Below are 25229 nucleotides of genomic sequence, written 5' to 3' on the forward strand. Positions count from 1 at the left end.
ATGAACGCGCAACGGGCCGAGGCATGGGACCCGGCCGCCGCCGACCGGGCCGTGGCCGTCCTCAAGGCCGTCGCGGACCCCTCGCGCTACCGGCTGCTGTGGGCGCTCACCCGGGACGAGCTGCCGGTGAGCGCCCTGGCCGAGCTGCTCGGCGCCCATGTGGCCGCCACCTCCCAGCACCTCGCGAAGCTGCGCGCGGCGGGCCTGGTCGTGGCCCGGCGCGAGGGCACCCGGATCTACTACCGGGCGGTGCCGGTGCGCGGGCTGCTCGACGAGGCGGTGCACGTGGCCGAGACGACCGTGGAGGGCGCGGCGCGCTCCGGGGACGCCGCGGCCGGGGCGGCGCCGTCCCGGGCTACCGGGCGTGCGGCCGGGCGGCGCCTCGCGACCGGTAGCACCTCGTCCTGAAGCAATCCTGAACGTCATACGAGCGACGTCTTCGCAGGTCAGAGCTACCTTGATGCGCGATTACGGCGGAATTCCGACATCTACCCCCTTTGCCTCTCCTTGCACATCCGTGCAAATATGGTGACCACGCCAGCCCGGCGGGGTGCCCCAGACACGTGTGCCCCGGTGCCGAGCTGGGACCGCTCGTCCCGCGCGGCACCGACCGCGCACGAATCGCGAAAGGGGGCGGTCATGGACATCTGCAGTCCGGGTCACAGTAGGACCCGCCTTCCGGCCGCTCCGGCCCAGGCCTGACGACACCCTCGTCCCGGGTCGCGCCCGCTGACGGCACGCCCGCTCGGGCCCACGCCTGACGACGTCCTTCCCCTTCCGACGCACGTCCTTCCCCCGGCTCACGGCCGCCCGGCCGTCGGTCGTCCACGCCATCTCGGCACTCCCCCGCGGCACCGCCATGCCCTGGATCCCGCACGCCCCGCCGAGGGCTGCCGGGCTCGTGTCCGTACGCCTCCGTGAGCGCGTACGGGGTCCAGGGTGTGCTCGGTGCTGCCCGAAACCCCCGAAGGGGGTCCTCCCATGACCACGCTGGGCAAGCCCGCCGCACCGAAGACCAAGCAGCCCAACCTCGAGCGCCAGGCGCTGGTGTTCACCATCAGCCTCTACCTGTTCATCTGCATCGGGCTCCTGGTCGTGCACTACGCGGCGCCGGAGCCGCCGCCCGAGACGGGCAGCAGCTCCTCGACCTCCCCGTACAACCCCTGACCGGCGCGACCGGCAACGACGCAGGAACGCACCACCAGAGAAGGAACACCCCATGACGCAGAACACGGTTGCGGCCGTCTTCGACCCCGAACGCCTCAACGACCGCTGGATCCAGGTGGCGACGGACGACCGCTCCGCCCTCGACCGGGCCGCCAAGGCCACCGGCGTGGACTTCGACAGCGCGCGCGACCGCGCCTGGGAGACGGACGACTTCGTCTACCTGCCGATCGTGGTCAACATCCGCAGCGGCGGTACGATCCGCCGCGAGCGGCTGGTCTTCGCGCTCGGCGAGGACGTGCTCGTCACGCTCCAGCCCTCCACCCCCTTCGCACCGTTCGACAAGGCCCTGGCGCGGCTGCGGCGCCTCCCGCACCTCGCCGAGAGCGCCCACGGCGTGATGTACGCCCTGCTGTACGCCCTCAACGAGGCGCAGGAGCGCGTCATCCACCACGCCTCCGACGTGCTGGAGCGCATGAGCGACGACATCGAGCTCGCCACCCAGGGTTACGACGAGCGCGGCGCGGACATCGGCGTCAGCAACATGCAGGGCACCATCCGGCAGATGAACGCGGCCGAGGAGGTCGTCTCCCGCTCGCAGGAGTCACAGCTGATGCTGGCCCGCGCGGCGCGGCACCTGAGGGCCGAGGCCGAGGCGTCCCACCCGCGGATCGCCCCGCTGATCGACGTCCTGGTGGCGGACATCAACGGTGTGAAGGACCACGCCAGTTACGAGCACGACAAGGTGCGCTTCCTACAGCAGTCGATCATGACGTCGCTGGACGTGAAGCAGAACCAGATCGTCAAGGTGTTCACCATCATCACGGCGGTGTTCCTGCCGCCGACGCTGATCGCCACGTTCTACGGCATGAACTTCACCAACATGCCCGAACTCTCCTGGCAGCACGGCTTCTTGTTCACCACCGTACTGACCTTCATCACCGCGCTCATCCCGCTGTGGTACATCCGGCGCCGCGGATGGCTGCGCTGAAGCCCGCCCCACCCGCGCGGCACCGGCCGTCCCCCGGCCGGTGCCGCGCTCCCCTCACTCCCCCGAACCGACGCGCCACCGGGAGGTGCCGCCCATGCAGACCACGCTGAGCACCATCGACTTCGCCACCCGCCTCGTCACGGGAATAGGCTGCGGCGCCCTGATCGGCGTGGAGCGCCAGTGGCGCGCCCGCATGGCCGGTCTCCGCACCAACGCCCTGGTGGCCGCGGGCGCCACCCTGTTCGTCCTCTACAGCGACGTCGTGGGCGACCCCAACAGCCCCACCCGTGTGGCCTCCTACGTGGTCTCCGGCGTCGGCTTCCTCGGCGCGGGCGTCATCATGCGCGACGGGGCCAACGTCCGCGGCCTCAACACCGCCGCCACGCTGTGGTGTTCGGCGGCGGCCGGCGTCCTGTCGGCCTCGGGCCGGATCCCGCTGGCGCTGATCGGGACCCTCGCCGTGGTCGCGATCCACCTGGTGCTGCGTCCGGCGAGCCGGCTCATCGACCGTGCTCCGCAGGGCGACGACGACACCGGGACGACGGTGAACCTGCACCTGTCCTGCGACCGCCGGGCCGAGGCGCACATCCGCGCCCTGCTGATCCAGGTCCTCAGCGGCACCACGGCGCAGCTCTCGGGCCTGCGGCTGCGCCGCGTCGACGACGACACCACCACGCTCAAGGCGGTCCTGGCGCTGGGCGCGGACCCCAATCCGGTGATGGACGCGGTGATCGGACGGCTGTCCCTGGAGCCCGGCATCAGCGACCTGCACTGGCACCGCACGGACCAGGAGGAGCAGCCGGCTCCCGGCAGGGACGCACTGGTGTGAGGCGCGGGTGACCGTCCGTGCGCACCCCGTGCGTACGGGGAAACGCGCGTGCGCACGGGCGATCACCCGTGTCACGATGAGCCGGAGAGCGAGGTCCCGTGGACGAGTCGAAGCGGTTGCGCACGGCCCTGGTGAGCTGGGCGGCCGGTGGTCCCGGCGCCGGGGAGGCGGCCCGGGAGGCCGGCCTGCTGGCCCGGGAGGGCGTGCGGACGGTGGTGCTCGTCGAGGGCGCCAGCGACCGGGCCGCCCTGGAGGCGCTGGCCGCACGCCGCGGACGCGACCTGGAGGGCGAGGGCGTCGTGGTGGTCCCGCTCGGCGGGGCGACCAGCATCGGGCGCTTCCTCGACGTGTGCGGGCCGCCCGGCCTGGACCTGCCGCTCGCGGGCCTGTGCGACGTGGGCGAGGAGCGGCACTTCCGGCGCCACCTGGAGCGCGTGGGGCTGGGCACCGGCCTGACCAGGGAGGGCCTGGAGGCGCTCGGGTTCTTCGTGTGCGACGCGGACCTGGAGGACGAGCTGATCCGCGCGCTGGGCAACGACGGCGTGGAGCGGGTCATCGAGGACCAGGGCGAGGGCCGCGCCTACCAGACGTTCCGCAACCAGCCGGTCCAGCGGGAGTGGTCGGTGGACCGGCGGCTGCGGCGGTTCATGGGCACGCACAGCGGCCGCAAGGCGCAGTACGCGCGGGCCCTGGTGGAGCGCCTGGAGGCGGACCGGGTGCCGGAGCCGCTGGTGCGGCTGCTCGACCGGGTGGGGCGGCGGGCCGTCCCCGCCCCGGAGGGCTGAGCCGGGGCCGCCCCGGCCCTCTCACTTGCGCCAGAAGAGGTGGTGCGTGACGCCGCTCGGGCTGGGCACCACGTCCAGGTGGTAGCGGTCGCGCAGGTCGTCCGGCGAGTCCCACAGCCGCAGCCCGGTCCCGGTCTTGATCGGGGACACGGCGACGTGCAGCGTGTCGACCAGCCCGGCGTCGAGGTACTGCCGTACGGTGCTCACCCCGCCGCCGAGCCGTACGTCCTTGCCGTCCGCGGCCTCCTTGGCCCGGGCCAGGACGTCCGCCGGTTCGCCCGACACGAAGTGGAACGTGGTGTCGGAGAGGGTGATCGAGGGCCGCGGGTGGTGGGTCAGCACGAACACCGGGGTGTGGAAGGGCGGTTCGTCGCCCCACCAGCCCTTCCACTCGTGGTCCTGCCACGGACCGCGCTGGTGGCCGAACTTGTTGCGGCCCATGATCTCGGCGCCGATGTTGTGGGAGAAGTCCCGGATCAAGTGGTCGTCGAGGCCCCGGCTGCCTCCCCCGTCGGTGCGGCCGGGCCAGCCGGCGGTGGCGAAGGCCCAGGCGAAGATCCGCTGGGGGTCGAAGGCGCTGCCGAACGGGCGCTCCAGGGTCTGGTCCTCGCTGGAGCCGAAGCCGTCGGCGGAGACGTTGAAGTTCTGCACCTTGAGTAGCTGGGGCACTGCTCCTCCTGTGGGTCGGTGACGCAGGGGAGACTTCCCGGCCGCCGGGAACTCATCGCGCTCCGGCCACGGTTTCACCCGTCCACCCCGCCGGTACGGGCCGGGGCGCGCGCGGCGCCGTGGAGCCGGGTCCGGTTCAGGGGCGGACGACGTAGGTCGGCGGGGCGAGGACGGTGGTGTCGCGGGTGCCCTGGCCGCCCGCGTACTCGTGGACCGCGGCGGCGGTGCGTCCGGGGAATCCGCGGCAACCACGCGCTTGCGACCGGACGCCGCCCGGCGGGCCGTCCACCGCCCCTACGTCTGCCGCACCAGGTCGATCGCGCGGCCGAGGGTGTCGAGCCGGGCCTCCAGCGTCTCCCCCGCCGGGTAGAGGCGCACCGTGTCGACCCCGGCGTCGCGCCACACCCGCAGCCTGGCCCGCACCATGTCCTCCGTGCCGATCAGCGTGGTGGCCAGCACCATCTCGTCCGTGACCAGGTCCGCGGCGCCGTCGCGGTCGCCGGACTGCCAGCGCTCGCGGACCGCGGCGGCGACCTCGGCCCAGCCCTGCCTGCTGTAGGCCTGGTTGTAGAAGTTGGTCGAGGCGGAGCCCATGCCGCCGAGGCTGAAGGCGAGTTCCTTCTTGCGACTCGCGACGATCGTGCGCAGCGCCTCCTCGTCCTCGGCGAAATCGACCTCGGCGCCCTGGCAGACATCCAGGTCCGCGCGGGTGCGGCCGGCCGCGGCGAGGCCCGCGTCCAGGTGGTCGAAGTAGGCCGTACGGGAGCCTTCGGGCACGAAGCTGGTGCCCAGCCAGCCGTCGGCGACCTCGCCGGTCAGGTGCAGCATCTTGGGCGACAACGTGGCGAGGTAGATGGGGAGTTCGTACTCGGAGCGCATCGACAGGCGCATCGGGCGCGCGTCGCCGCCGGGCAGCGGGAGCGTGAACTCCTTCCCCTCGTACGCGATCTTCTCGCCGCTCGCGGCCAGCCGCACGATCTCCACCGTCTCGCGCATGCGGGTCAGCGGACGGGCGAAGGGCACTCCGTGCAGGCCCTCGATGACCTGCGGCCCGGAGGGTCCGAGACCCAGCAGGAAGCGGCCCTCGGAGATCTGGGAGAGGGTGAGGGCCGCGCGGGCGATGGCGGCGGGGGTGCGGGTGGCGAGCTGGATGATGCCGGAGCCGAGCAGCAGGCGCTCGGTGCGCGCGGCCAGGAAGCCCAGCGGGGAGGGCGCTTCGGAGCCCCAGGCCTCCGCGACCCAGCAGATGTCCAGGCCCAGCTTCTCGGCCTCGGTCACGAAGTCGACCGTCTCGCGCCAGTCGCCGCCGGACGCCTCGATGGTGGTCGCGGTGCGCATCAGCGGGCGGTCCCCTCGGCGAGTTCCCCCAGGGCGCCGAGCGTGAGGCCCATGTTGTGCTCGAACTCCCTGAGCCGCACGAAGACGATCTTCTGCTCCTTGTCCGGCATCCGCTCGATGGCGGTGGAGAGCCCGGAGGGTCCGGGGCCCAGCTGCACCCACTGGGTCAGTTCCGTGGTGCCGTCCGGCTGCTCCTCGATGGTGAACCGCCATACGGCGGCGGGCCGTTCGAGGTCCGAGACCGCCCAGGCGAACACCCGCGGCTCGGCGCACTCGATCACGTACGAGACCGTCTCCCACTCCCCCAGCGCGTCATGCTTGCTGCGCCCGACGAAGCTCGCCCCGACCGCGGGCCCCTCGGCGCCGCCGCGCCACTCGACGGACTGGAGCTCCCCGCTGGTGCGGGGCATCAGGGCGATGTCGGTGACCAGTTCCCAGACCCGGTGCGGCGAGGCGCGGATGCTGCGCCGCACCTCGACGGTCGGGGTGTCCGCGTACCGTGCGCCCGTCCACTCCATCGTGGTCCCACCTCTCTGCACTGCCCGGCGACCAAGGTCCTGAACACGAGAGTTTCGTAAATGGACTCACCACGTCAAGGGGGCTCGTACGAGGGGCACCTGAAGGGCCGTCAGCCGGGGACGGCAAACCCGCTCGCGGTGGCGGCCGTTCCGTAGTAGTGATGGGGGTCCGCGTCCCCGGGGCCCGCGCTCCCGGGGCTCCGTACCCCTCCTCCCGCACCGGAGTCGTCCGTGACCGTCCGCCGTGTCGTCCCCAACGTCCAGACCGAAGCCGTCGGCGAGAGCCGGGAGTTCTACGGCCTGCTCGGCTTCGAGCCCGTGATGGACCACGGCTGGATCACCACGCTCGCCTCGCCCTCGCACCCCGCCGCGCAGATCAGCGTCATGGGCGAGGACGCGACGGCGCCGGTGGCGCCCGACATGAGCGTGGAGGTGGACGACGTGGACGCCGTGTACGCGGCGGTGCGCGCCACGGGGGCGGAGATCGTCCACCCGCTCCAGGACGAGGAGTGGGGCGTGCGCAGGTTCTTCGTGCGGGACCCCAGCGGCCGCGTGGTGAACGTGCTCAGCCATAATCCCGCCTCATGAACGACGTGAACGGGACGGACACGCGCCTCACGGCCGGGGCCACGGGCTCCGCGCCCGCCCTGGAGCTGCGCCCCTGGGGCCCCGCCGACCTGGAGGACCTCCTCGTGGCGGCGCACGACGAGGAGATCCACCGCTGGACCAGGTTCGCCGTGCGCGACCGGGCCGGGGCGGTGGAGTGGATCGAGGAGCAGCGGGCCGGCCGCCGCGCCGGCGACCGGTTCGCCTTCTCCGTACGGGAGTCCGTACCGGAGCCGAGCGGCAGCGGGTCGCCCGGTCCGCTGCTCGGCCACGTGGTCGTCAAGGGCCTCGCCCCGGCGTCCGCGACCGGTGAGGTCGGCTACTGGACGCTCTCGGCCGCCCGGGGCCGCGGCGTCGCGTCGCGCGCCCTGGACGCCGTGTCGGCCTGGGCGTTCGACGCGTTCGCGGACCGCGGGCTCGTACGGCTCCGGCTGTTCCACCGGCGGGACAACGACGCGTCCTGCCGGGTCGCGGTGAAGGGCGGCTACGCCCAGATGTCCGAGGTGCCCGCCGCCCCGCCGGAGCACCCGCTGCCGGGGCACCTGCACCTGCGGTCGCGGGACTGAGCCCGGCTCAGCCGGAGTCGGCGGAGCCCCTGCGCACCGAGACGAGCGGCAGCAGCTTGCGGCCCGCGTGGAACTCCCTTCCGGTGCGCAGGTCGTAGACCTGCCGGTACATCGGCGAGGTCACCACCGGCACACCGTCCCGGTCGCCCAGGATGCCGTTGGCCATCACGGGCGCGCCGGAGACGGGATCGGTGTCGTCCATCGCGTACACGCGTCCGTCGCGGGTCTTGAACATCGCGGTCCGGCGCCCGTCGGGCAGCACCACCGCCCGGCCGCGCCCCGGCTCCAGGCGCTCCTCGGCGCCCTCGAACTCCAGGGCTCCGAAGCGGTCGAGGGCGGCCGGGTCGTCGAGCACCGCCCGCCACTCGTCGCGGTAGGCCGCCACGTGCCGCTCCATCTGGGCCTCCAGCTCGGCGCACAGCCCGAGCGAGTCCTCGACGAGGACCTCGCGCAGGTGGCCGACACCGCCGTCCAGGCGCTCGATCCAGGTTGAGGTGCGGTGCAGCCGCTCGGCAGTGCGCACGTAGTACATCAGGTAGCGGTCGACCAGCCGGACGAGCTCCCCGGTCGTGAGGTTCCTGGCGAGCAGGTCGCCCTGGCGCGGGCGGGAGCCGCCGTTGCCGCCCACGTACAGGTTCCAGCCGCCCGCCACGGCGATGACACCGATGTCCTTGCTGCGCGCCTCGGCGCACTCCCGCAGGCACCCGGCGACGCCGCCCTTGAGCTTGTGCGGCGCGCGCAGGCCCCGGTAGCGCAGCTCCAGGTCGACGGCGAGGGCCATGGTGTCGCCCTGGCCGAAGCGGCAGAAGCGCGAGCCGACGCAGGACTTCACGGTGCGCAGCGACTTGCCGTACGCGTGCCCCGACTCGAAGCCCGCGTCGACCAGCCGGCGCCAGATGGCGGGGAGTTGCTCGGCCCGGGCGCCGAACAGGTCGACCCGCTGGCCACCGGTGATCTTGGAGAAGAGCCCGAAGTCCCGTGCCACCTCGCCCAGGACGATGAGCCGCTGCGCGTCGATCACTCCTCCGGGCACCCGCGGTACCACCGAATAGGTGCCGTCCTTCTGGAGGTTGGCGAGGAAGAGGTCGTTGGAGTCCTGCAGGGAGGCCTGTTCGCCGTCGAGGACGTGGGAAAGGCCCAACTCCGGTGCCAGGGTGGCCAGTACGTTGGCGACGACCGGCTTGCACACGGCGCAGCCCTCGCCCCTGCCGTGCCGGTCGAGGAGTTCGCCGAAGGACCGGATGCGCTCGTCGCGCACCAGGGCGTAGACCTCGGGCCGCGACAGGTCGAAGTGCTCGCACAGCGGGCGGCGCCGGGGCGGCCCGTCCGTGCGCGTCGCCGCTTCCAGGACGGCCTCCAGAGTGGGCACGCAGCCGCCGCAACTGGCGCCGGCGCGGGTGTGCCGCTTGATGCCGTCGACGTCGGTGAGACCGTGCTCCGCGACGGCTGCGGTGACCTGCGCCTTGGTGACGTCGTGGCAGCCGCACACGACGGCCTCGCCGGGGAGGTCGCCCGCGGTGGGCGCGGCGCCGCTCGCGGTGGGGGCGAGGTAGGCGGCGGGCGAGGTCGGCAGGGCGGCGCCGACGTAGGGGTGGAGGATGCCGTGCGCGGCGGTGTCGCCGACCAGGACGCCCCCGAGGAGGATCCCGTCCCTGCCCAGGAGCAGCTTCTTGTGCACGCCCTCGTCGGCGTCGGTGTACGTCATGGCGACCGCGCCGCCCGCCCGGTCGGCGAACGGGTCGCCGAAGGAGGCCACTTCGACGCCGACCAGCTTCAGCCGGGTGGAGGTGTCGGCGCCGGTGAACGGCCGGGGGTCGGCCGCCCCCGCCAGGACCGCCGCCGCGGTCTCCGCCATCCGGTACCCGGGCGCGATCAGCCCGTGCACCACGCCGTCGGCGCCCGCGGCACACTCCCCCACCGCGTACACCGCGGGGTCGGAGGTGCGGCAGTACTCGTCCACCGCGACGCCGCCGCGCCCGGCGAGGCGCAGCCCGGCCGCGCGGGCCAGTTCGTCGCGGGGCCGGATCCCGGCCGCGTACACCACCAGGTCCGTCCCGAGGCGGCGGCCGTCAGCGAGCTCCACGGCGCTCGCCCGCCCCCCGTCACCGGTCACCACGCGGCGCACGCCGGTCCCGGTGTGCACGGCCACGCCCCTGGCCGCGAGGGTGGCGCGCAGCACCTCGGCGCCCTCCTCGTCGAGCTGGCGCGGCATCAGCCGGGGCCCGGCCTCCACGACGTGCGCGGCGAGGCCGAGGGTGCGCAGGGCGCCCGCGGCCTCCAGGCCGAGGAGCCCGCCGCCGACGACCAGGCCGGTGGCGCGCCCCTCGGCGTAGCGCGTCAGCGCGCTGACGTCGTCGAGGGTGCGGTACGTGAAGCAGCCCGCGGCGTCCGCCCCGGCGACCGGCGGTACGAGTGGCGCGGAGCCGGTGGCCAGGACCAGGGCGTCGTAGCGCAGGGTGCGGCCGCGGGCGGTGCGCACGGTGCGGGCGGCGGTGTCGACCTCCTCGGCGGGCTCGTCGAGGAGCACCCGCACGCCGTGCCGCTCGGGGAAGTCGCCCGCGCCGAGCCGGAGGGTGTCGGCTCCCGCGCCGGCGAGCACGGTGGAGAGGTTGACCCGGTCGTAGGCGGGGACGGGCTCCTCGGCCAGGACGGTGGCCCGCCAGCCGCCTTCGCCCAGGGCGCCGTGGCCGGCGAGGGCCTCCAACAGGTGCTGGCCGACCATGCCGTGGCCGACGAGGACCAGTTCACGGACCGGGGTGCGCGCCATTCGTGCCTCCATCGTGGCGCCGCGGCCGCGGCGCGCCATCTGCCCGACGCTAGGACCGCGCGGGGCACGAGGAGGACGGCAAAGGTCCCCGGTGGCCGGGACCAAGGTCGGCGGGCGCACGGGACGGGAGGACAGGACGGGGAAGACGGGACGCACAGGGCGGGCGCACGCGTGTGGACGTCCCGTGTGTGAAAGTCCTGTGCCCGGACGTGTGCGCGGGGGCTGTCCGGGAAATCACGCCATAGCCGGTGACTGCTCCACCTGCCGCGGTGATCCCACGCCGACTGGGGTCACCCGTGAGCAGCCACCGGTCATGGACTCCCATGGCATCCGCATTCCTCCCGCGCTCGCGGTCGCCATGGTCGAGAGGGCCGGCCGTAATGCGGAGGGGAACCCACTGCGGCCGGACTCTCTCCCGACAGCATCCTCCCTGGTGTGGGGAATTGCACTACCCCTGCGCACTCAGAGTTGCCCGGAAAGCGGAACCCCGATTTCACTGGTGTCGAGGGTGCGGGTGTGGCGCGGGTGACCACGGACCGTCACGGCGAGGCCACCATTGGTGCGGCGGTCCGAAAAAGGGCATGTGCCGGGGGCAAGCCGACCGGACGCGGCGCACCGCGGGCCCCTTCCGTCCGCTTCCGTCCGCGCGGGGCAGGATCCGGTTGCGGTGACCGGTCGGCATGCCGCGCCGATTCCGGGCGTCCGTCGTGTCACCATCCGATACACACATCGAGCGACTCGATCCATTCCCGGCAGAAAGGCGGACGGCGTTGGGGAGCAAGGAACGGGGTCCTGGGCGGCACTACGAGTGCCGCGGGTGCGGACAGCCGCTGTACGCCACCCACACCCACCAGGAGGACAGTCCCGTACGGGACTGGGAGATCGACCACCAGCACCCGCCGAGCGCCTGTCCGCTGGAGCGGCTGCTCCCGCTGACCGGCTCCGCCGACCAGGCCGTGCACCTCCCGCAGGCCCCACACCTCCTGCTCCCGCTGCCGCACTGACGGGATCCGGACCCCGCCGCGCCCGACCGCCGACGCGACCGGGCGCGGCTACGTGCCGGGACGGCCGCGACGCGGGTGCTGCGGCGCCCGGTCGGCGCGCGTCGCGGCGGAGGTACTCGCGGGCCGACATGCCGTACGCGGCACGGAAGGAGCGACTGAAGTCGGCCGCGTGCTCGAAGCGGACCGCGGGATCAGTCCGCCTCCGAAGCGGGCACGGCCGTGCGCCGGGCGACGGGAGGCGCCTCGAAGCGCTCCGCGTCCGGCGGCCCCGGCGGCACGCGCGGGGACTGGACGAGGACCAGGGCGATGTCGTCGCGCCCCCGGGTGCGCCGGATGTGCAGCGCCACGGTCTCCATGACCATGTCCAGGCAGGCCCCCAGGCGCGGCCCCCGGCACAGCTCCGCGATGCGCCCGAGGTCCGGCATCACGCCCGCCCGGTCGCGCGCCTCGGCGAGCCCGTCCGTGTAGAACAGCAGCCGGTCCCCCGGCGCGAGGTCCACGTCCTGCACGAAGGGGGCGGGGGCGAGGCCGATGGGCGTGGTCGCCTCGGGCGGGTCGAGCAGCACCATGTCGCCCGCCCCGCCGCGCAGGTGCAGGGGCGCGTGGTGGCCGCAGTTGGCCAGCCGCACGTGGTCGGCCCTGACCTCGGCGACGACGGCCGTCACGAAGTCCTCCGGGCCCAGGTCGCGCGCCAGCCGGGTGTCCATCTCGCGCACCACGTCCAGCAGGCCGGGCTGGGTGTAGGCCGCGTCGCGGAAGTGGCCGATGGCCGCCGCCGCCAGGTGCACGGCGGGCAGGCCCTTGCCCCGGACGTCGCCGATGAGCAGCCGCAGGCCGGTGGGCGTGTGGGCGAAGGCGTAGAGGTCGCCGCCGATGCGGGCGTCCTCGGCGGCCGAGCGGTAACGGGCGCTGACCTCCAGGCCGCCGATCTCGAAGTCGCTCGGCCGGATGACGGCCTGCTGCGCGGCCCAGGCGACCCGCTCCAACTGCCGCCGGTGGCGCGCGGACTGGTGGGCGACCCAGGTGGCGTACCCGGACGCGGCGGCCAGGACGATGAGGCGGAGCACGCTCTCGCCCCGGGTCAGGGAGTGCTCGACGGCGCTGATGGCCACGGCCAGCAGGAACGTTACCCCGGACACGGCGGCGGTGGTCCTGCCGTCGCGCCGGGTGGAGGCGAGCAGCGGACAGACGAGGAGGAGTCCGACCAGGCTGACGTCGGGCCCGAGGGCCAGGTCCGCGCCGAACGTGCCGAACGCCATCAGTACGGTGAGCCAGAGCCATGCGACGGCTGATCTCTCGGGCATCCGCCCTCTCCCCTCGACGTGCGGCGGGTCTCTCGCGGAGCGTCGGCCACCGGATCCCGGTCCGGCTACGGTGCGTAGCCGATGGGGGATGGGTGGCGCGACGCGGCACGTGAACGCGGCCCGGCGCCAACCAGCCGACACTAGTGGCGCGTTGGGGGTATACCCGCTGGTGCCCGGCCCGAACGCATTCCGAACGGCGGGATCGCGCCACGCTCGGACCACAGTTCGAGCGCCGTGCGAATCGCACGCACCCCGCGCGACCGGGCACGCAGAGTAGCGGCCTTCGATCACGGCTCTGGCGAGGGCGATCCCGGCGGCCATCGCCGCATGATCAACACGTTTACCGCAGATTGCAGTTGATCTCATAGGCGTTGAACGGGCTTGCACACAGGGCCAGTTGATTCGTAGGGATGACAACCGGTCGGCCAGTGGGCGGCGATGAGTTCCGGCCGGGCGGGGAGTCCACCCTCCCGACCGCCGTACGCGACCGGCGTACGGCTTCGACACTCCACGGAGGACACATGACGACCCATCCGGAACACGCGCCCGTCGGCCGCCCGGCCGTCGTGGACCCGGACGCCTGGCAGGCGGCCCGCGACGAGCTGCTGGCCCGGGAGAAGGCCCACACCCGCGAGGGCGACGCCATCGCGGCGGCCCGCAGGAGGCTGCCGATGGTGGAGTTCGACGGCACGGTCGAGGTCGTCGGCGCGGATGGCCCGGTTCCGTTCGCCGACCTGTTCCAGGGGCGCGACGAACTCGCCGTCTACAAGCACATGTGGTGGGACGGGGCGCCGCACCAGGGCCAGTGCGAGGGCTGCACCCGCGCGGCCTGGCACCTGCGGGACGCCTCCTACCTCAACGCCCGGGGCGTCTCCTTCGCGGTGCTGACCACGGGCCGCTGGGAGGAGGTGGCGGCCTACACGGCGTTCATGGGGTACACCCAGCCCTGGTACTCGGTGCGCGGCGTGGACGGGCCCGCGGGCGGGGACATGGGGTACCTCACGTGCTACCTGCGCGAGGGTGACCGCACGTTCCTGACCTACTCCACGACGGGGCGCGGCAACGAGCGGGTCGACGCGGCGCTGGGGCTGCTCGACATGACCCCGTACGGGCGCGGCGAGGCATGGGAGGACAACCCGGAGGGCTGGCCCAAGGGCGGGAACCCGTGCTGGTCCTGGCGTACGGACGCGCACGGCGAGGCGACCTGGGGCCCGACCAGCCGGCCCGTGCCGCAGTGGACGCGGCCGGGCGCGACGCCGGTGGAGACGCTGGGCAGGAACGGGCACTGCCACTGAGGCGGCCCGGTCCGGCGACGCGCCTTCGCGTGCCGCACCTCCACCTACCGGGCCATCGCACCTTCACGTACTGGGACGTTCGACACTCTTGTCGAGACACGCAGGGGTAACGCGTGTAACCTGAACGCATTGCCGGCCGGGGGGCCGGCGGGACGGGGCGAGGGACGCGATGGGCGAAGGATCGGCCGCACCGACAGCCGTCACCAGCAGCGACGTGGCACGGCTGGCGGGGGTGTCCCGGGCGACCGTCTCCTTCGTCCTCAACAACAAACAGGCGCACCGCATCACCGCGACCACCCGCGCCAAGGTGCTGGCCGCGGCCCAGGAACTGGGCTACGTCCCGCACGCCGCCGCCCGCGCGCTGCGGGCGGGACGCAGCAACCTCGTACTGATCCCGGCGTCCGTGTCGGCGGCCGGGCAGCTGGTGAGCGCCTGGGTCGACGCGTTGCAGAGCGCGCTCTACGCACACGGCTACACCACCGTCCTGCACGGCGCCCGCGACACCGACGCGGTGGCCGCCGCCCGCGCCTGGGCGGAGTTCCGCCCGGCCGCGGTGCTGACGCTGGGCGGCGAGGCGCTGACCGAGGCCGCCGCCGGCGTCCTGACGAGGGCCGGGGTGCGGGGCGTCCTCGTCCTCGGCTCCCGCCCGGTCAAGGGCGTGCACACCGTCGGCTTCGACCACGGGCTCGTCGGTGCGCTCGCCGTCCGGCACCTGGTCGGGCGCGGACGCACCCGGATCGGCGTGGTCATGCCGCGCGAGCGCGGCCTCGCCACCTTCGCCGTGCCGCGCCTGGCGGGCGCGCGGGCGGAGGCGGCGGGGGCCGCGACGGTGACTCCGGTGGAGATGTCCTACACCGACCGGTCCGCCTCCGAACTGGCCAAGCGCTGGGCCGAATCGGAGCTGGACGCGGTGTTCGCGTACAACGACGAGTACGCGACGCTGCTGCTGCACGCCCTGCGCAACGAGGGTTTCGCGGTGCCCGACGACGTGGCCGTGGTGGGCGCCGACGACCTGGTCGGCACGACGCTGCTCCAGCCGCCGCTGACCACGGTCCGGCTGGGCCTGCCGGCACCCGCGGTGGTGGCCGACGCACTGCACGAACTGATCGACCAGGGCACGGCTCCCGTCATCCCGGGGATCGAGCCGGTGCTAGTGGCCCGGGGGTCGTCCTGAGCCGGGGCGGGCTCAGTTCACGCGACGCGCCAGGCGCGCCCGGCGTGCCTCGGCCTCCCGGGCCAGCTGCGGGGCGAAGACCCACCACAGCAGTACGGTGACGCCCGCGCCGGCCGTCGCGCCGGCCAGGGTGTCGCTGATCCAGTGCGCGTGCAGCCAGGTGCGGCTCCACATCATGGCCGCGACCAGGACGCCGGTGGCGATCCACCACGGGCGGCGCCGGGCGGCGGGCACGAAGACCACGCCCGCGGCGATCGCGAGCACGGCCATCGCGGCGGCGTGCCCCGAGGGGAACGAGCCGTGGTCGACGTGCACCAGGGGGTTGGCCGGGCGCGGCCGGTCGAAGAAGTGCTTGAGGGCCTGCGGCACCAGGATGTTGCCCACGACGTACGCGGTGAACACGAAGGCCGACGAGCGCCAGCGGCGCATGGCCGCGAGCACGACGATTATCAGGACCGGGACGACGATCCCGTTGGGACCGCCGAACCAGTTCAGGGCGGAGGCCACGGCGGAGTACGCGCCGTCGTGCGGGCCGCCCATCCAGCGCAGCCAGGTCTCGTCGGCGCCCTGGAAGAAGGGGCGCGCCGGGTCGGCGAGCACGGCGGCGGCGAGCGTCGCGGTGACCAGGAGGAAGACGCCGCCCACGGCGGCGGTCCTGGAGGGGGCGCGCCGTCCGGCGGCCCGGGCGGGCAGTCCGGCGGCGGGGGGCGGAGCCGCTGCGGGCAGGCCGGCGGCGGGGGTGCTGTTCATGAGGTACCTCTCGGGAACGGAACGCGCCGTGCGGGGCGCGGTGCCGAAACGGGGACGGTCACGTGGGCCGCGAGGGCCGGGGGCGGGGCGCCGGGGACCGGAGGTGGCGGGGGCGGCCGAGCCGGGGGCGTGAGAGGCCGCGGATCGCGCGGCGGACCTCATGCGGGTCGTGGTGAGGGCCGTGATGCCGGTCGTACGACGGCGGCACGCGCGGCGCCGGGAGGCGTCGGGTGCTCTGCCGGTAGGCCCGGTGGGCCTGTCGTCCGGATCAGGCCGGGTGTGGGCCCGGCCCGGGCCGTCTTGCACAGAGGCGGCCCGGGCCGGGGGTCGTAGGGACCCGTCAGGCGGTCGGGTGGCGGGGGCCTGAGGGATCGTCAGGCGGGTCAGGGGACGCGGTTCGGAGGAACCGTCAGGCGGTCAGGTGGCGGGCCAGGAAGGCGACGCTCTCCGAGACGATCTCCTTGATGTCCGGGGAGCCGAGGAAGATGTGCTCGGCGGCCTCGACCGGCTGCAGGGTGACCTCGCCGCCGGCCCCCTTGAGGGCGTCGGCCAGCAACTCGCTCTGGTGGTACGGGACGACGCTGTCGACGGTGCCGTGCACGAGGAGGAACGGCGGGGGCACCGCCGGGCCCACGTACGTCAGCGGACTCGCCGCGCGGGCGAGTCCGGCGCGCTCGTCCTGCGTACCGCCGAGCAGCGAGACGACCGGGTCGGGGTAGCCGCTGTCCACCGGCATGGCCGGGATGACGTGGGTCAGCAGCAGGCCGAGGTCCGCCGGGCCGTACCAGTCGACGACCGCGCGCACCGAGCTGTCGCCGTCGGGAACGCCGCAGGAGCCTTCCAGCTCCGGGTCCGTCCCGGCGCCCAACAGGCCCGCCAGGGCGGCGAGGTGGCCGCCCGCGGACTCGCCCCAGACGCCGATGCGGTCCGGGTCGACGCCGAGCTCGGCGGCGAAGCGGCGGACGTAGCGGACGGCCGCCTTCACGTCGTGCAGCTGAGCCGGGAACGGCGCCTCCAGGCTGTGCCGGTAGTCGATGCTGACCACGGCGAGCCCGGCTTCGAGGACGGTGCCGTAGAGCAGCTCGACCGGTACGGTCGGCGGCGGGTAGCGCCGGTCGCCCTCCAGCCAGCCGCCCCCGTGGATCCACACGACGACGGGCACCGGCCCGTCGGCGGCCGGAACGCGTACGTCGAGCTGGCGCGGGCGGTAGCCCGGGGTGCACGCGTAGGTCAGCGCGTCGTGTGCGCGCACTCCGTCCGGCCCGACGACCGCCGCGTGGGGCGCGAGGAAGGCCGGCGGGGGCCAGCCCGTGTCGAGCCCGGCGGCCGCCTGTGCCTCGGGGCCGGTCGAAGATGTGTCCGTCATGTCCGCCTCTTTCTGTGCGTGCGCCCGCGGACGGGCACACCGCGTGGACCGGGTGGCGCCCTCGGGCTCCCCCGGGGTCCTGCCGGGGGTCCTGGGGGTGCCGGTGCTCCGGGGTTCGTCCGGAGCGCCTGGTTCTCACACGGGGCCGAAACTTTGTGGTTACACGTGTAACACAGGGGACGGGGTCGCGTAAACGGCTGCGCGCGGATCGGTACGGACCAGATCGCGGGACGCGGGTGTGCGCGGCCCGTTCGACGTCGTCGGGTTCCGCCGCGTACGCCCCCGGAGAGCCGGCGCCCTGGCGGGCCGGGCCCACCGCCGTGCGCCCGGGCACGGGCCCCGCACCCTCCCGCGCCCCCGGCCGCTCCAGCGCGCCCTGAGCCCCGGTGCGTACCCTCGTCACGACCGGTGGACCGACCGGCGCGCGCGGTGTGCGACGAGCGCCTCCCGTCACCATGAAGTGCGCCGATCCACGACGAGACGTACGGTGGCTACGCACCTCGGCCGGGTACACCGGAGCAGGCCGAACCAGAATGCCGCCCGGAACGTGTACAAGGGCAGCTCCCGACACTCCCCGCACTGTCCGGTCGGCGTCACATGTGCGATCGGCCGGACACCGCGGGCGCTCCCGATCTACGCTGCTCCCCTGCGCGCTCGCCCACCCACTCGGCGCCTGCCCAGGGGGACGGTGAACCCAGCTGCGCCCGCCAGCGCAGGACGGCCGCGACGCCACGTGCGCACGGCCGCTGTCGCACGACGGAAGCGGCACGGAACCCGACCCATGACGAGCACCGCGACGCGGGCCACGCCCCGAGCGCCGAGAGGACGAACCATGACCACGAACCAGCGACGCACACCGGCCAGAGTGCCCGCGCCCACCACCACCGGGCCCTCGCGCCGCCCCCTCCTCAAGGACCTCCGCGTGGACACCCCCGCGCAGCGCGAGCGCCTCGCCCGGCTGCTCGCGCCCGGTGCCGCGGACCGCCTCGGGGAGCAGCCCGCCCGGTTCAACTCGGCGCTCTGAAAGGCCACTCCGCACGGCTGGGGCCGCCCCGGCCCCAGCCGTCACGCCGAGCGGCCACCCGTGAGCGGGAGGCTTCCGAAGTCCGCCGGGCTCGGCGGCGGCAGTGCCCCGCGCCGCGGCCCCGCCCGGAAGCCCTCGAGCAGGTACGCCACCAGGCGGCGTGACGCGGCGCGGTCCCCGGGCAGCGCCGTGACCAGGCCGCCGTGCGCGACCAGCACGACCAGCAGGTCGGAGGCGTGGAAGTCGGGGCGCAGCGCGCCCGCCGCCTGGGCCCTGCGGACCAGCCCCGTGAAGGCGCGCTCCGCCCCGGCGCGCGCCTGCGCGTGCTCCCTCGCCTCGTCGGGGAAGGCCGCGAGGAAGGCCTCCGGGAATCCCCGCTCCTCGCTCTGGAGCCGGCACAACTCCTCGACCAGGCGCCGGAACCCGCGCCACGGGTCGGGGTCGTCGACCGCCTCGTCGAGGACCCGCGTACAGGCCGCCATCTGGTCCGCGAAGGCGCCGCGCACCAAGGCCTCCCGGGTGGGGAAGCGCCGGTAGAGGGTCGCGACGCCGACACCCGCGCGCCGCGCCACCGCGGCCATCGGCGCGTCGATCCCGCGCTCGGCGAACACCTCGCGGGCCGCCACCAGGATCCGCTCCCGGTTGAGCCGTGCGTCCAGCCGCAGGTCGTCGGGCTCCCCCGGACGCACGCCCCGCGCGGCGGTCCTCCCACCGCCCTCGGACACTCCGGCCGCCCTGGGCCCTCCGCCCGTTCGGGCCGCTCCGGCCACTCCGGCCGCTCCGGCCGCTCCAGCCACTCCGGCCGCGATGTGAGAGGAAGCAGCGGTCACCCTGTCTCACCTCCGGTGTAAACGGACGATGTCGTCCACTTACCAGCCTACGGTGGCGGAACAGCCCGCCGGAGTCCCACCGGGCTCCGCGGACGCCTTCCCCCAGCACCAGTGACGACAGCAGAGGCGACGACGATGGACAGCACGATGAAGGCCGTACTGTACGACCGCTACGGCGGTCCCGAGGTGCTCAGGATCGGCGAGGTGCCACGGCCCGGACCACGGCCGGGGCACGCCCTGGTGCGGGTGCGCGCGTTCAGCGTCAACGGGGGCGAACTCGCGGCCCGCGCCGGGCGCGTCAGGTTCGTCACCGGACGTTCCTTCCCCCAGCGCCTCGGCCTGGACCTCACCGGGGAGGTCGCCGCGCTGGGGCCGGGCGCGACCGGGTTCGCGGTCGGCGACCGGGTGTGGGGCGTGCTCGGCCGCACCAGCGGTTTCGGCAGCGCCGCCGAGTACGTGTCCGTGCCGGTGGAGCGGCTCGGGGCCGTGCCCGGGGACGTCGACCTGGTCGAGGCCGCCGCCCTGCCGGTCGCTACGACCGCCGTGACCGCGCTGCGGGACAAGGCGCGGCTGCGGCCGGGCGAGCGGCTCCTGGTCCGGGGCGCGGCCGGCGGCGTGGGCAACGCGGCGGTGCAGCTGGGCGTGGCGCGGGGCGCCGAGGTCACCGCCCTGGCCCGCGCCGCCAACCTGGATTTCGTACGGGACCTGGGCGCCCACCACGTGGTGGACCACCGGGGCGTGACCCCCGCGGCCCTGGGGCGCTTCGACGTCGTCCTCGACACGGCGGGCTCGGAACTGCGGGCGTACCGAGGCCTGTTGGGGCCTGGGGGGCGGATGGTGACGATCGCCTTCGACCTGTCGCGGGCCGCCGCCTCGCTCGGCTACATCGCCGCGAGCGCCGTGCACGGGCGCGGCCGGGTGCGCTTCTTCAGCGGCAACCCCAAGCGGGCGCTCCTCGACGACCTGGCCCGCCACACGGCCCGTGGCGAGCTGCGCCCGAGGGTGGACCGGGTCTTCGCGCTGTCCGAGGTGGCCGAGGCCCATCGCGCGCTGGAGGCGGGAGGGGTGCGCGGGAAGTTCGTCGTGCGGGTGGACTGAGGGGTGGGGGTGCCGTCCGCGCGTCGAGGCGTACGCGTCGGTCGAGCCGTACGACGGGACGGACGCGGGGCCCCAGCGGCGTGCCCCGGCGTGCCGTCCGGTTTGGCCGGGGCCGGGGCGGTAACGCGCAGGGCATGCGATTCACACCGGTCACCGCCACACAGGACTCCGTCACGCGGGGCTCGTCCGTACCGGGCGCCTCCGAACGGGACGCCGCCGCGCCGGGGTTCCGCTTCCCCGCGCCGCTGGCCCGGCTCACCGAGAGCCTGGACGCGGTGGCGTCGAACAAGGCGCTCGACGTACTGACCCGGCCGCTGCGCCTGGGCGTGCGCGCGCTGCCGCTGGGCAAGGCGCGCGAGGTGCTGCGGGGCGTTCCCCTGGGGCACGCGCTGCACCCGGCGGCGGTGCAGGTCCCGGTCGGCGCCTGGCTGTCGGCCGCCGCCCTCGACCTGGTGCCCGGCAACGAGCGGGCCGCCCGGTTCCTGGTGGGCCTCGGCGTGGTCTCCGCGCTGCCCGCCGCCGCGTCCGGCTGGGTGGACTGGTCGGAGCAGCGCCACGAGCAGCTGCGCACCGGCCTGGTGCACGCCGCCGCGAACTCGGTGGGGCTGGTCTGCTACGCGCGCTCGTGGCGGCGGCGCGGCCAGGACCGGATGGTCGCGGGCAAGGTGTGGGGCTTCGCCGGTCTGGCGGCCGTGGGCGTCGGCGGGTTCATCGGCGGCCACATCGCCTACCGGCAGGGCGTGGAACCGGTGGAGACGCTGCCGCCGCTGCCCCGGACGCCGGAGGGGTGAACGCTCTCCCGCTGCGACTGTCCCGGCAACAGCCGTCCGGTGCGTTGGAGTAGCCGTCGGGTGCTTGGAACAGCCGTCCGGTGCGTTGGAGCAACCGTCCGGTGCGTTCACGGTCCCCGGTGCGGCGCGTACGCCGTGGGCGGTACGCCCACCGTGCTGGTGAAGTCCCTGACGAGGTGTGCCTGGTCGCTGTAGCCGAGCCCGGCCGCCAGCGCCGCCCAGTCCAGCGGCCCCTCCCCCTCGGCGCGTTCCATCGCCTCGTGGATGCGATAGCGCAGGATGACCCACTTGGGGCCGACCCCGACGTACTGCGCGAACAGCCGTTGCAGCGAGCGCGCCGTCGTCCCGCCCGCCTCGGCGAGCGCCGCGACCGAGCGCACCGTACGGTCCTCGCGCACCACGTCCACCAGGGCCATCGCCCGCTCCGCCTGTGGGTCGGGCCGGGGTCCGCGGGCCAGCAGGAACGCGTCGAGTGCCGCCACGCGCGCGTCCTCGTCCGCCGGGTCAAGCACCGCCCGTACGGACGCGGGCCCCGCGTCCCGGAACACCTCGGCCAGCGGCACCTGCCGCCCGGTCCACGCGGAGACCGGCAGGCCGGGCGCGAAGGGCCGGAACCCTCCGGGCCGGAACTGGACCCCGCAGACCCGTCCGCTCCCCTCCAGCTTCTGCGTGGCCAGCTCCAGGCCGATGCCCGCCACCTCGGCGAAGTCCCGTCCGCCGCGCCGCTGGAAGACCACGTTGACGGACGGGTGCGGCACGACGTGGGAGGCGTAGGGCTGCTCCAGGTCCCAGTCCACCAGCCAGTAGTGCTCCAGGTAGGCGCGCAGGGCCGGGGCGGGCCCGCGGCGGCGGAAGCGCACCCGGGCGAAGAGGTCGGCGGGGTCGACGATGCCCCGGGTGTCACGACGCGGGCCGCCGCCGGGTTCCTGGCCCACGCCCGGCCCACCGTCGCCACACGTGGCGTCCAGGCGGCCCGGCGCACGCCGGTGACCTGCCCCTTCGCCCTCCGGTCCGTCTACCTCCGCCATGGCAGCGATCCTAGGCCGCGTCGCCCCGCGCCGCGCTGTCGCGTTTCTTCAATACGCCGGGGCGGCGCCGCCGTACGTTCGGGGCATGAGCGACACCGAACACACCATGAGCACCCTCCTCGACCGGGCCGCCACGCGCGCGGTGGCCGTCGTCGACGGGATCGGCGACGAGCAACTGGGCCTGCCCACGCCGTGCGCCGAGTACGACGTGCGCGCGCTGGTCGACCACCTGACCCAGGTGGTCGTCAACTTCCAGGCGCTCGCGGCCAAGGGCACCACGGACTTCTCGGCCACGCCCGCGTACGTGCGGGAGGACGCCGACTGGCGCGCGCTGTTCGCCGCCGAGACCGGCAAGCTCTGCGCGGCCTGGGCGGCGCCCGGTGCCGAGGAGGGCACCACCGGTCAGATGGGCCTGCCGGCCCGTACCGTCGCCGCGATGGTCCTCGGTGACGTCGTGGTGCACGCCTGGGACCTGGCACGGGCCACCGGGCAGGACTTCGCGGTGGACCCGGAGGTGGTCCAGGGGCTGTCCGGGGAGGTGGAGCAGATGGCGCCGATGGCACGGAAGACGGGGGTCTTCGGGGAGCCGTTCCCGCTGCCGGACGGTGCCTCCGGCTTCGACCGGGTCCTCGCGACGACGGGCCGTGACCCGGAGTGGCTCCCGGCGTAGCCCGTGCCTTCGCGTTCCCGTACGGACGGCGGGGCGAAGTGGGCGTACGGGACGGGTGCTTCGACGTGAAGTGGGCGTGAGCGACGGGCGCTTCGCGTACTGAGTACGCGGGTGGGCACCCGGTTGAGTATCCGCACTCAGGTCCCGGGCGGTCGGCTGGAGCACAGTGGGACCCGACCGTACGACCGAGCAAGGAGACGACAGTGACCCCCATCGCCCGCCGCCCCCGCACCGCCGTCCGGAACCGGCGGCCGTCCGCCGTCGTGGCCGCCGTGCTCGCCGGAGGGGTCGCCCTGGTGACGCTGTCCGGCTGTTCGTTCCGGGACGACATCTGTGCGGGCGGCGAGTACCCGGTGATGACGGTCGGGGACACCGGCTCCGCGTGCGTGAAGGACGGCGAGAAGGTGCCGCAGGGATACACGCGCTACCCGGAGGGCAAGGTGCCGCAGCAGGTCGACGACAAGTGGGACGTGTACTGGCGCACGCACAGCGTCGACAAGGACGGCAAGACCATCGAGGTGCCGAGCCCGTCCTGAACGGGATGCGCCCGAGCGGCGGGACAGACCACTGTCCCGCCGCTCGGGCGTTCACCGGCGCCCTACTTGACGACCGTCTTCCCCGTCCTGGCGCTCCACGTGATGCTGCCGCCCTCGAACCGCTGGGTCAGGTCGCCGCCCCGCGCGCGGACGGCCGCTCCCGTCGGACAGCCCAGCCGCTTCCGCTCCGCACCCGCCTTCTTCCAGGCGGCCGCGACCGCACCGCCCGCGGGGGCGGTCCGGCAGGCGAACTCGGCCGTCACCACGGTGTCGGCGGCCAGGGTGAGCGCGAGCGGCGAGCGGGCGCCCTGGCGGCTCTTGCCGACGAGCCAGCCACCGAGCTTCCAGTACCGTCCGGGCGTCGCCGTCAGCGCCACCCGGGCGCCCTTGCGGTACGGCGCGGCGGGGCGCGCGGCGGCCTTGCCCGCACGGGCCACCGGTCCCGTCCTGACGGTCAGCTTCACGGGCGGCGCCGGCGGGACGGCCGGCGTGGTCTTCGACGCGCGGTAGGCCGCCACCACGGGGGCCGTCAGGTTCAGCACGGACGCGGCGTCCGCGGTCCCCGCGGCGCCGAGGGGCTGCGGGTCGTCGTCGTCCGCGGTGCGCGCCGGGCTGGAGAACGTACCGCTGTAGCGGCAGGAGGGGTCGGGCGCGCCGATGCTCTCGGCGAAGGGCTCGCAGGTGATCCGGTAGGCCATCGTCGTGAAGTACCGGGCGTCGGGGGCGATGTAGCCGCGCGAGGCGGCGTACGGCGGGATGCCGAGCCGCTCCATGTACGCGGACGGCGTCAGGCCGTTGCGGGCGGCCGCCTCGCCGACCTGGCCGTCCAGGGTGCGCTGGTCGTGCCAGAGGCCCAGGTTGTGGCCCAGTTCGTGGGCGAATCCGGGGTCGCGGCCGGTGGCGGTGAAGACGTCGATGGTGCTGTACGCGTACGCGGCGGTGGCCGCCGACGCCCTGGTGTACCCGCCGTACCCGTCTCCGGGCATGCTGCCGGTGCCCGCGGTGAACCTTCCGGTGTTCTTGGGGACGTTGACCCAGACGGACACCAGGTCAGCGCCGTACTGTTCGCGCACCCGGTGCGCCGTACGGCCCAGTTCTCCCTCTCCCGCCTCGATCTGGTCGAGCAGCCTGCTGGGGTCCTCGCTGCCGGTGTAGCCCTTGGCCTCGAAGGTGTGGACCACGCGGACTTCCGCGTTCACGCCGCTCGCCCTGAGCGCCTGGTTCATGTGCGCGGCGGCGGCCTTGATCTCGTCCTCGATGTCGCGGGACTGCCAGGCCCAGGAGGGCGTGCCCGAGCCGCTGCCGTCCACCAGGCCGCGCTTGGCCGCCGGGGTGTAGCCGACGGCGACGTCGATGACGGCCTTCCGTCCGGCGCGGGGCCGCGCCGGCTCGTGCGGGGTCCCGGTGCGGGGTTTGGCGGGCGGCAGCACGTCGGGGAGTTCCAGCGGGGGCACGCCGGGCCGCGGCAACTGGTCGGGGTCGATCTCCAGGGCCTCCGTACGACCGGGGTTGTCGGAGTCGGAGTCGAAGAGGTACGAGCGCTCCGAGGTGTCGACCTTGCCGGTGACCTCGTCGTCGCCCTCGGCGGGCGTGCAGGCGCCCTCGACGGAGAAGTACGCGAACGAGCCCGGGTCGTCGTCGACCTCGCCCACCCACAGCAGGCTGCGGCCCGCGGCGTCGGGGTCGGCCGCGACCTGCCCGGTGACGTGCAGCACCACCCGGCTCTCCTCGGCGAAGTCGGGCAGCTGGGCCACCTGCAGGGCGAGGGCGCGCCGGTCGTCCCTGACGTCGTGCGGACCGAGGCCGCAGAACGCGGCGAAGTCCCGCGCGTGCAGGTCGAGGGTGCCGATGCCGACGACGACGGGTTCCCTGTCGCCGTCGGGTCGCGGGGCGGCGGCGGAGAGGCCCGGCAGGGCGGCGGGGGCGGTCACGGCCAGGGCCGCGACCAGGGCTGTGCGGCGGATCAGGTCGCGCACGGGGCTCCTCGGAGGGGAGAGCGGGCGCCCCGGCACGGCCGGAGGGCGGCGGCGGGGAGCGGGTACGCGAACAACAAACACAGCTCCCGGGGCCGGTGCCGCGCCGACACCGTGCCCCGGCGCGCGAATCACCCGCCACGCCCACAGAGC

25 protein-coding genes are annotated in these 25229 nt (G+C 74.5%); 15 read left to right on the forward strand and 10 right to left on the reverse strand.

Annotated features, from left to right (window positions below; all coding sequences use genetic code 11):
• From ABT160_RS05875 to ABT160_RS05895, 5 genes are all read left to right on the forward strand, one after another.
• Complete coding sequence (locus ABT160_RS05875; RefSeq protein WP_351644006.1) at positions 1-408, forward strand: ArsR/SmtB family transcription factor; 408 nt, start codon at positions 1-3, stop codon at positions 406-408.
• A gap of 573 nt (positions 409-981) precedes the next feature.
• The gene (locus tag ABT160_RS05880; protein WP_351644009.1) at positions 982-1167 is read left to right on the forward strand and encodes a hypothetical protein; all 186 of its coding nucleotides are present in this window, start codon (positions 982-984) and stop codon (positions 1165-1167) included.
• Between the two features lie 52 nt (positions 1168-1219).
• Positions 1220-2155 (forward strand): CorA family divalent cation transporter, encoded by a 936-nt coding sequence (locus ABT160_RS05885; RefSeq protein ID WP_351644010.1) that lies wholly within the window; start codon positions 1220-1222, stop codon positions 2153-2155.
• Positions 2156-2249: 94 nt separating this feature from the next.
• Positions 2250-2984: an MgtC/SapB family protein gene (locus ABT160_RS05890; RefSeq protein WP_351644012.1), complete on the forward strand. Its 735-nt coding sequence runs from the start codon at positions 2250-2252 to the stop codon at positions 2982-2984.
• A gap of 98 nt (positions 2985-3082) precedes the next feature.
• Positions 3083-3769 carry a TOPRIM nucleotidyl transferase/hydrolase domain-containing protein gene (locus ABT160_RS05895; protein ID WP_351644014.1) on the forward strand — a complete coding sequence of 229 codons (687 nt, stop codon included), beginning with the start codon at positions 3083-3085 and terminating at the stop codon, positions 3767-3769.
• 21 nt (positions 3770-3790) lie between these two features.
• Here ABT160_RS05895 and ABT160_RS05900 read toward each other — a convergent pair whose 3' ends face one another.
• The 3 genes from ABT160_RS05900 to ABT160_RS05910 all read right to left on the reverse strand — a co-directional run bounded on the left by ABT160_RS05900 (position 3791) and on the right by ABT160_RS05910 (position 6294).
• Positions 3791-4438, reverse strand: coding sequence for a dihydrofolate reductase family protein (locus ABT160_RS05900; protein WP_351644015.1), 648 nt, complete (start codon positions 4436-4438; stop codon positions 3791-3793).
• A 294-nt stretch (positions 4439-4732) separates the two neighbouring features.
• Entirely contained in the window at positions 4733-5776 is a 1044-nt protein-coding gene (locus ABT160_RS05905; RefSeq protein ID WP_351644018.1) for an LLM class flavin-dependent oxidoreductase, read from the reverse strand.
• Entirely contained in the window at positions 5776-6294 is a 519-nt protein-coding gene (locus ABT160_RS05910; RefSeq protein WP_351644020.1) for an SRPBCC family protein, read from the reverse strand. Before ABT160_RS05910 ends, ABT160_RS05905 begins: the two co-directional genes overlap by 1 nt.
• Before the next feature lie 231 nt (positions 6295-6525).
• Here ABT160_RS05910 and ABT160_RS05915 point away from each other — a divergent pair, with 231 nt between their 5' ends.
• Both ABT160_RS05915 and ABT160_RS05920 read left to right on the forward strand, forming a co-directional pair.
• Complete coding sequence (locus tag ABT160_RS05915; protein WP_351644023.1) at positions 6526-6882, forward strand: VOC family protein; 357 nt, start codon at positions 6526-6528, stop codon at positions 6880-6882.
• Positions 6879-7466 (forward strand): GNAT family N-acetyltransferase, encoded by a 588-nt coding sequence (locus ABT160_RS05920; protein ID WP_351644025.1) that lies wholly within the window; start codon positions 6879-6881, stop codon positions 7464-7466. Before ABT160_RS05915 ends, ABT160_RS05920 begins: the two co-directional genes overlap by 4 nt.
• 7 nt (positions 7467-7473) lie before the next feature.
• Here the strand turns inward: ABT160_RS05920 and nirB are convergent, their stop codons facing one another.
• Positions 7474-10233: a nitrite reductase large subunit NirB gene (gene nirB / locus ABT160_RS05925; RefSeq protein WP_351644028.1), complete on the reverse strand. Its 2760-nt coding sequence runs from the start codon at positions 10231-10233 to the stop codon at positions 7474-7476.
• A gap of 770 nt (positions 10234-11003) precedes the next feature.
• Between nirB and ABT160_RS05930 the strand changes: the two genes are divergently transcribed.
• Entirely contained in the window at positions 11004-11237 is a 234-nt protein-coding gene (locus tag ABT160_RS05930; RefSeq protein ID WP_351644031.1) for a hypothetical protein, read from the forward strand.
• A 191-nt stretch (positions 11238-11428) separates the two neighbouring features.
• Here the strand turns inward: ABT160_RS05930 and ABT160_RS05935 are convergent, their stop codons facing one another.
• Positions 11429-12541, reverse strand: coding sequence for a PP2C family protein-serine/threonine phosphatase (locus tag ABT160_RS05935; protein ID WP_351644034.1), 1113 nt, complete (start codon positions 12539-12541; stop codon positions 11429-11431).
• A 521-nt stretch (positions 12542-13062) separates the two neighbouring features.
• Here ABT160_RS05935 and ABT160_RS05940 point away from each other — a divergent pair.
• Together ABT160_RS05940 and ABT160_RS05945 are read left to right on the forward strand one after the other, a co-directional pair.
• Entirely contained in the window at positions 13063-13836 is a 774-nt protein-coding gene (locus ABT160_RS05940; protein WP_351644037.1) for a DUF899 family protein, read from the forward strand.
• Between the two features lie 169 nt (positions 13837-14005).
• Positions 14006-15010 carry a LacI family DNA-binding transcriptional regulator gene (locus ABT160_RS05945; RefSeq protein WP_351644040.1) on the forward strand — a complete coding sequence of 335 codons (1005 nt, stop codon included), beginning with the start codon at positions 14006-14008 and terminating at the stop codon, positions 15008-15010.
• Positions 15011-15022: 12 nt separating this feature from the next.
• On the opposite strand, the gene ABT160_RS05950 is transcribed toward ABT160_RS05945, so the two are convergent.
• Positions 15023-15760 (reverse strand): phosphatase PAP2 family protein, encoded by a 738-nt coding sequence (locus ABT160_RS05950; protein ID WP_351644042.1) that lies wholly within the window; start codon positions 15758-15760, stop codon positions 15023-15025.
• 409 nt (positions 15761-16169) lie between these two features.
• Positions 16170-17126 (reverse strand): alpha/beta hydrolase fold domain-containing protein, encoded by a 957-nt coding sequence (locus tag ABT160_RS05955; RefSeq protein WP_351644045.1) that lies wholly within the window; start codon positions 17124-17126, stop codon positions 16170-16172.
• Between the two features lie 832 nt (positions 17127-17958).
• Here ABT160_RS05955 and ABT160_RS05960 point away from each other — a divergent pair.
• Positions 17959-18150, forward strand: a complete 192-nt coding sequence (locus tag ABT160_RS05960) for a hypothetical protein (RefSeq protein WP_351644047.1) — start codon at positions 17959-17961, stop codon at positions 18148-18150.
• Between the two features lie 41 nt (positions 18151-18191).
• Here the strand turns inward: ABT160_RS05960 and ABT160_RS05965 are convergent, their stop codons facing one another.
• On the reverse strand, positions 18192-18839 hold the full coding sequence (locus tag ABT160_RS05965) for a TetR/AcrR family transcriptional regulator (protein WP_351644049.1): 648 nt from the start codon (positions 18837-18839) through the stop codon (positions 18192-18194).
• Between the two features lie 276 nt (positions 18840-19115).
• Between ABT160_RS05965 and ABT160_RS05970 the strand changes: the two genes are divergently transcribed.
• Together ABT160_RS05970 and ABT160_RS05975 are read left to right on the forward strand one after the other, a co-directional pair.
• Positions 19116-20078, forward strand: a complete 963-nt coding sequence (locus tag ABT160_RS05970) for an NAD(P)-dependent alcohol dehydrogenase (RefSeq protein WP_351644051.1) — start codon at positions 19116-19118, stop codon at positions 20076-20078.
• Positions 20079-20212: 134 nt separating this feature from the next.
• On the forward strand, positions 20213-20869 hold the full coding sequence (locus ABT160_RS05975) for a DUF2231 domain-containing protein (RefSeq protein ID WP_351644054.1): 657 nt from the start codon (positions 20213-20215) through the stop codon (positions 20867-20869).
• Positions 20870-20976: 107 nt separating this feature from the next.
• Here the strand turns inward: ABT160_RS05975 and ABT160_RS05980 are convergent, their stop codons facing one another.
• Positions 20977-21804 (reverse strand): DUF6597 domain-containing transcriptional factor, encoded by an 828-nt coding sequence (locus ABT160_RS05980; protein ID WP_351644056.1) that lies wholly within the window; start codon positions 21802-21804, stop codon positions 20977-20979.
• Between the two features lie 178 nt (positions 21805-21982).
• On the opposite strand from ABT160_RS05980, the gene ABT160_RS05985 reads away from it, so the two are divergent.
• Together ABT160_RS05985 and ABT160_RS05990 are read left to right on the forward strand one after the other, a co-directional pair.
• Positions 21983-22567 carry a TIGR03086 family metal-binding protein gene (locus ABT160_RS05985; protein ID WP_351644058.1) on the forward strand — a complete coding sequence of 195 codons (585 nt, stop codon included), beginning with the start codon at positions 21983-21985 and terminating at the stop codon, positions 22565-22567.
• A gap of 212 nt (positions 22568-22779) precedes the next feature.
• A complete protein-coding gene (locus ABT160_RS05990) occupies positions 22780-23103 on the forward strand; it encodes an SCO0607 family lipoprotein (RefSeq protein ID WP_502984167.1) in 324 nt (107 codons plus the stop codon).
• Between the two features lie 62 nt (positions 23104-23165).
• Here the strand turns inward: ABT160_RS05990 and ABT160_RS05995 are convergent, their stop codons facing one another.
• Positions 23166-25079: a M12 family metallo-peptidase gene (locus tag ABT160_RS05995; RefSeq protein WP_351644060.1), complete on the reverse strand. Its 1914-nt coding sequence runs from the start codon at positions 25077-25079 to the stop codon at positions 23166-23168.
• Positions 25080-25229 lie beyond the last annotated feature (150 nt).

The organism is Streptomyces sp. NPDC001941 (assembly GCF_040296945.1).
Taxonomy (GTDB): Bacteria; Actinomycetota; Actinomycetes; order Streptomycetales; family Streptomycetaceae; genus Streptomyces.

Coding starts and splice junctions, on each gene's coding strand:
- ABT160_RS05935 (WP_351644034.1), bottom strand. CDS start 12,541: ATGCCCGAGAGATCAGCCGTCGCATGGCTCTGGCTCACCGTACTGATG.
- ABT160_RS05970 (WP_351644051.1), top strand. CDS start 19,116: ATGGACAGCACGATGAAGGCCGTACTGTACGACCGCTACGGCGGTCCC.
- ABT160_RS05960 (WP_351644047.1), top strand. CDS start 17,959: ATGACCACGAACCAGCGACGCACACCGGCCAGAGTGCCCGCGCCCACC.
- ABT160_RS05920 (WP_351644025.1), top strand. CDS start 6,879: ATGAACGACGTGAACGGGACGGACACGCGCCTCACGGCCGGGGCCACG.
- ABT160_RS05880 (WP_351644009.1), top strand. CDS start 982: ATGACCACGCTGGGCAAGCCCGCCGCACCGAAGACCAAGCAGCCCAAC.
- ABT160_RS05955 (WP_351644045.1), bottom strand. CDS start 17,126: ATGACGGACACATCTTCGACCGGCCCCGAGGCACAGGCGGCCGCCGGG.
- ABT160_RS05940 (WP_351644037.1), top strand. CDS start 13,063: ATGACGACCCATCCGGAACACGCGCCCGTCGGCCGCCCGGCCGTCGTG.
- nirB (WP_351644028.1), bottom strand. CDS start 10,233: ATGGCGCGCACCCCGGTCCGTGAACTGGTCCTCGTCGGCCACGGCATG.
- ABT160_RS05905 (WP_351644018.1), bottom strand. CDS start 5,776: ATGCGCACCGCGACCACCATCGAGGCGTCCGGCGGCGACTGGCGCGAG.
- ABT160_RS05910 (WP_351644020.1), bottom strand. CDS start 6,294: ATGGAGTGGACGGGCGCACGGTACGCGGACACCCCGACCGTCGAGGTG.
- ABT160_RS05885 (WP_351644010.1), top strand. CDS start 1,220: ATGACGCAGAACACGGTTGCGGCCGTCTTCGACCCCGAACGCCTCAAC.
- ABT160_RS05985 (WP_351644058.1), top strand. CDS start 21,983: ATGAGCGACACCGAACACACCATGAGCACCCTCCTCGACCGGGCCGCC.
- ABT160_RS05890 (WP_351644012.1), top strand. CDS start 2,250: ATGCAGACCACGCTGAGCACCATCGACTTCGCCACCCGCCTCGTCACG.
- ABT160_RS05875 (WP_351644006.1), top strand. CDS start 1: ATGAACGCGCAACGGGCCGAGGCATGGGACCCGGCCGCCGCCGACCGG.
- ABT160_RS05950 (WP_351644042.1), bottom strand. CDS start 15,760: ATGAACAGCACCCCCGCCGCCGGCCTGCCCGCAGCGGCTCCGCCCCCC.
- ABT160_RS05945 (WP_351644040.1), top strand. CDS start 14,006: ATGGGCGAAGGATCGGCCGCACCGACAGCCGTCACCAGCAGCGACGTG.
- ABT160_RS05975 (WP_351644054.1), top strand. CDS start 20,213: ATGCGATTCACACCGGTCACCGCCACACAGGACTCCGTCACGCGGGGC.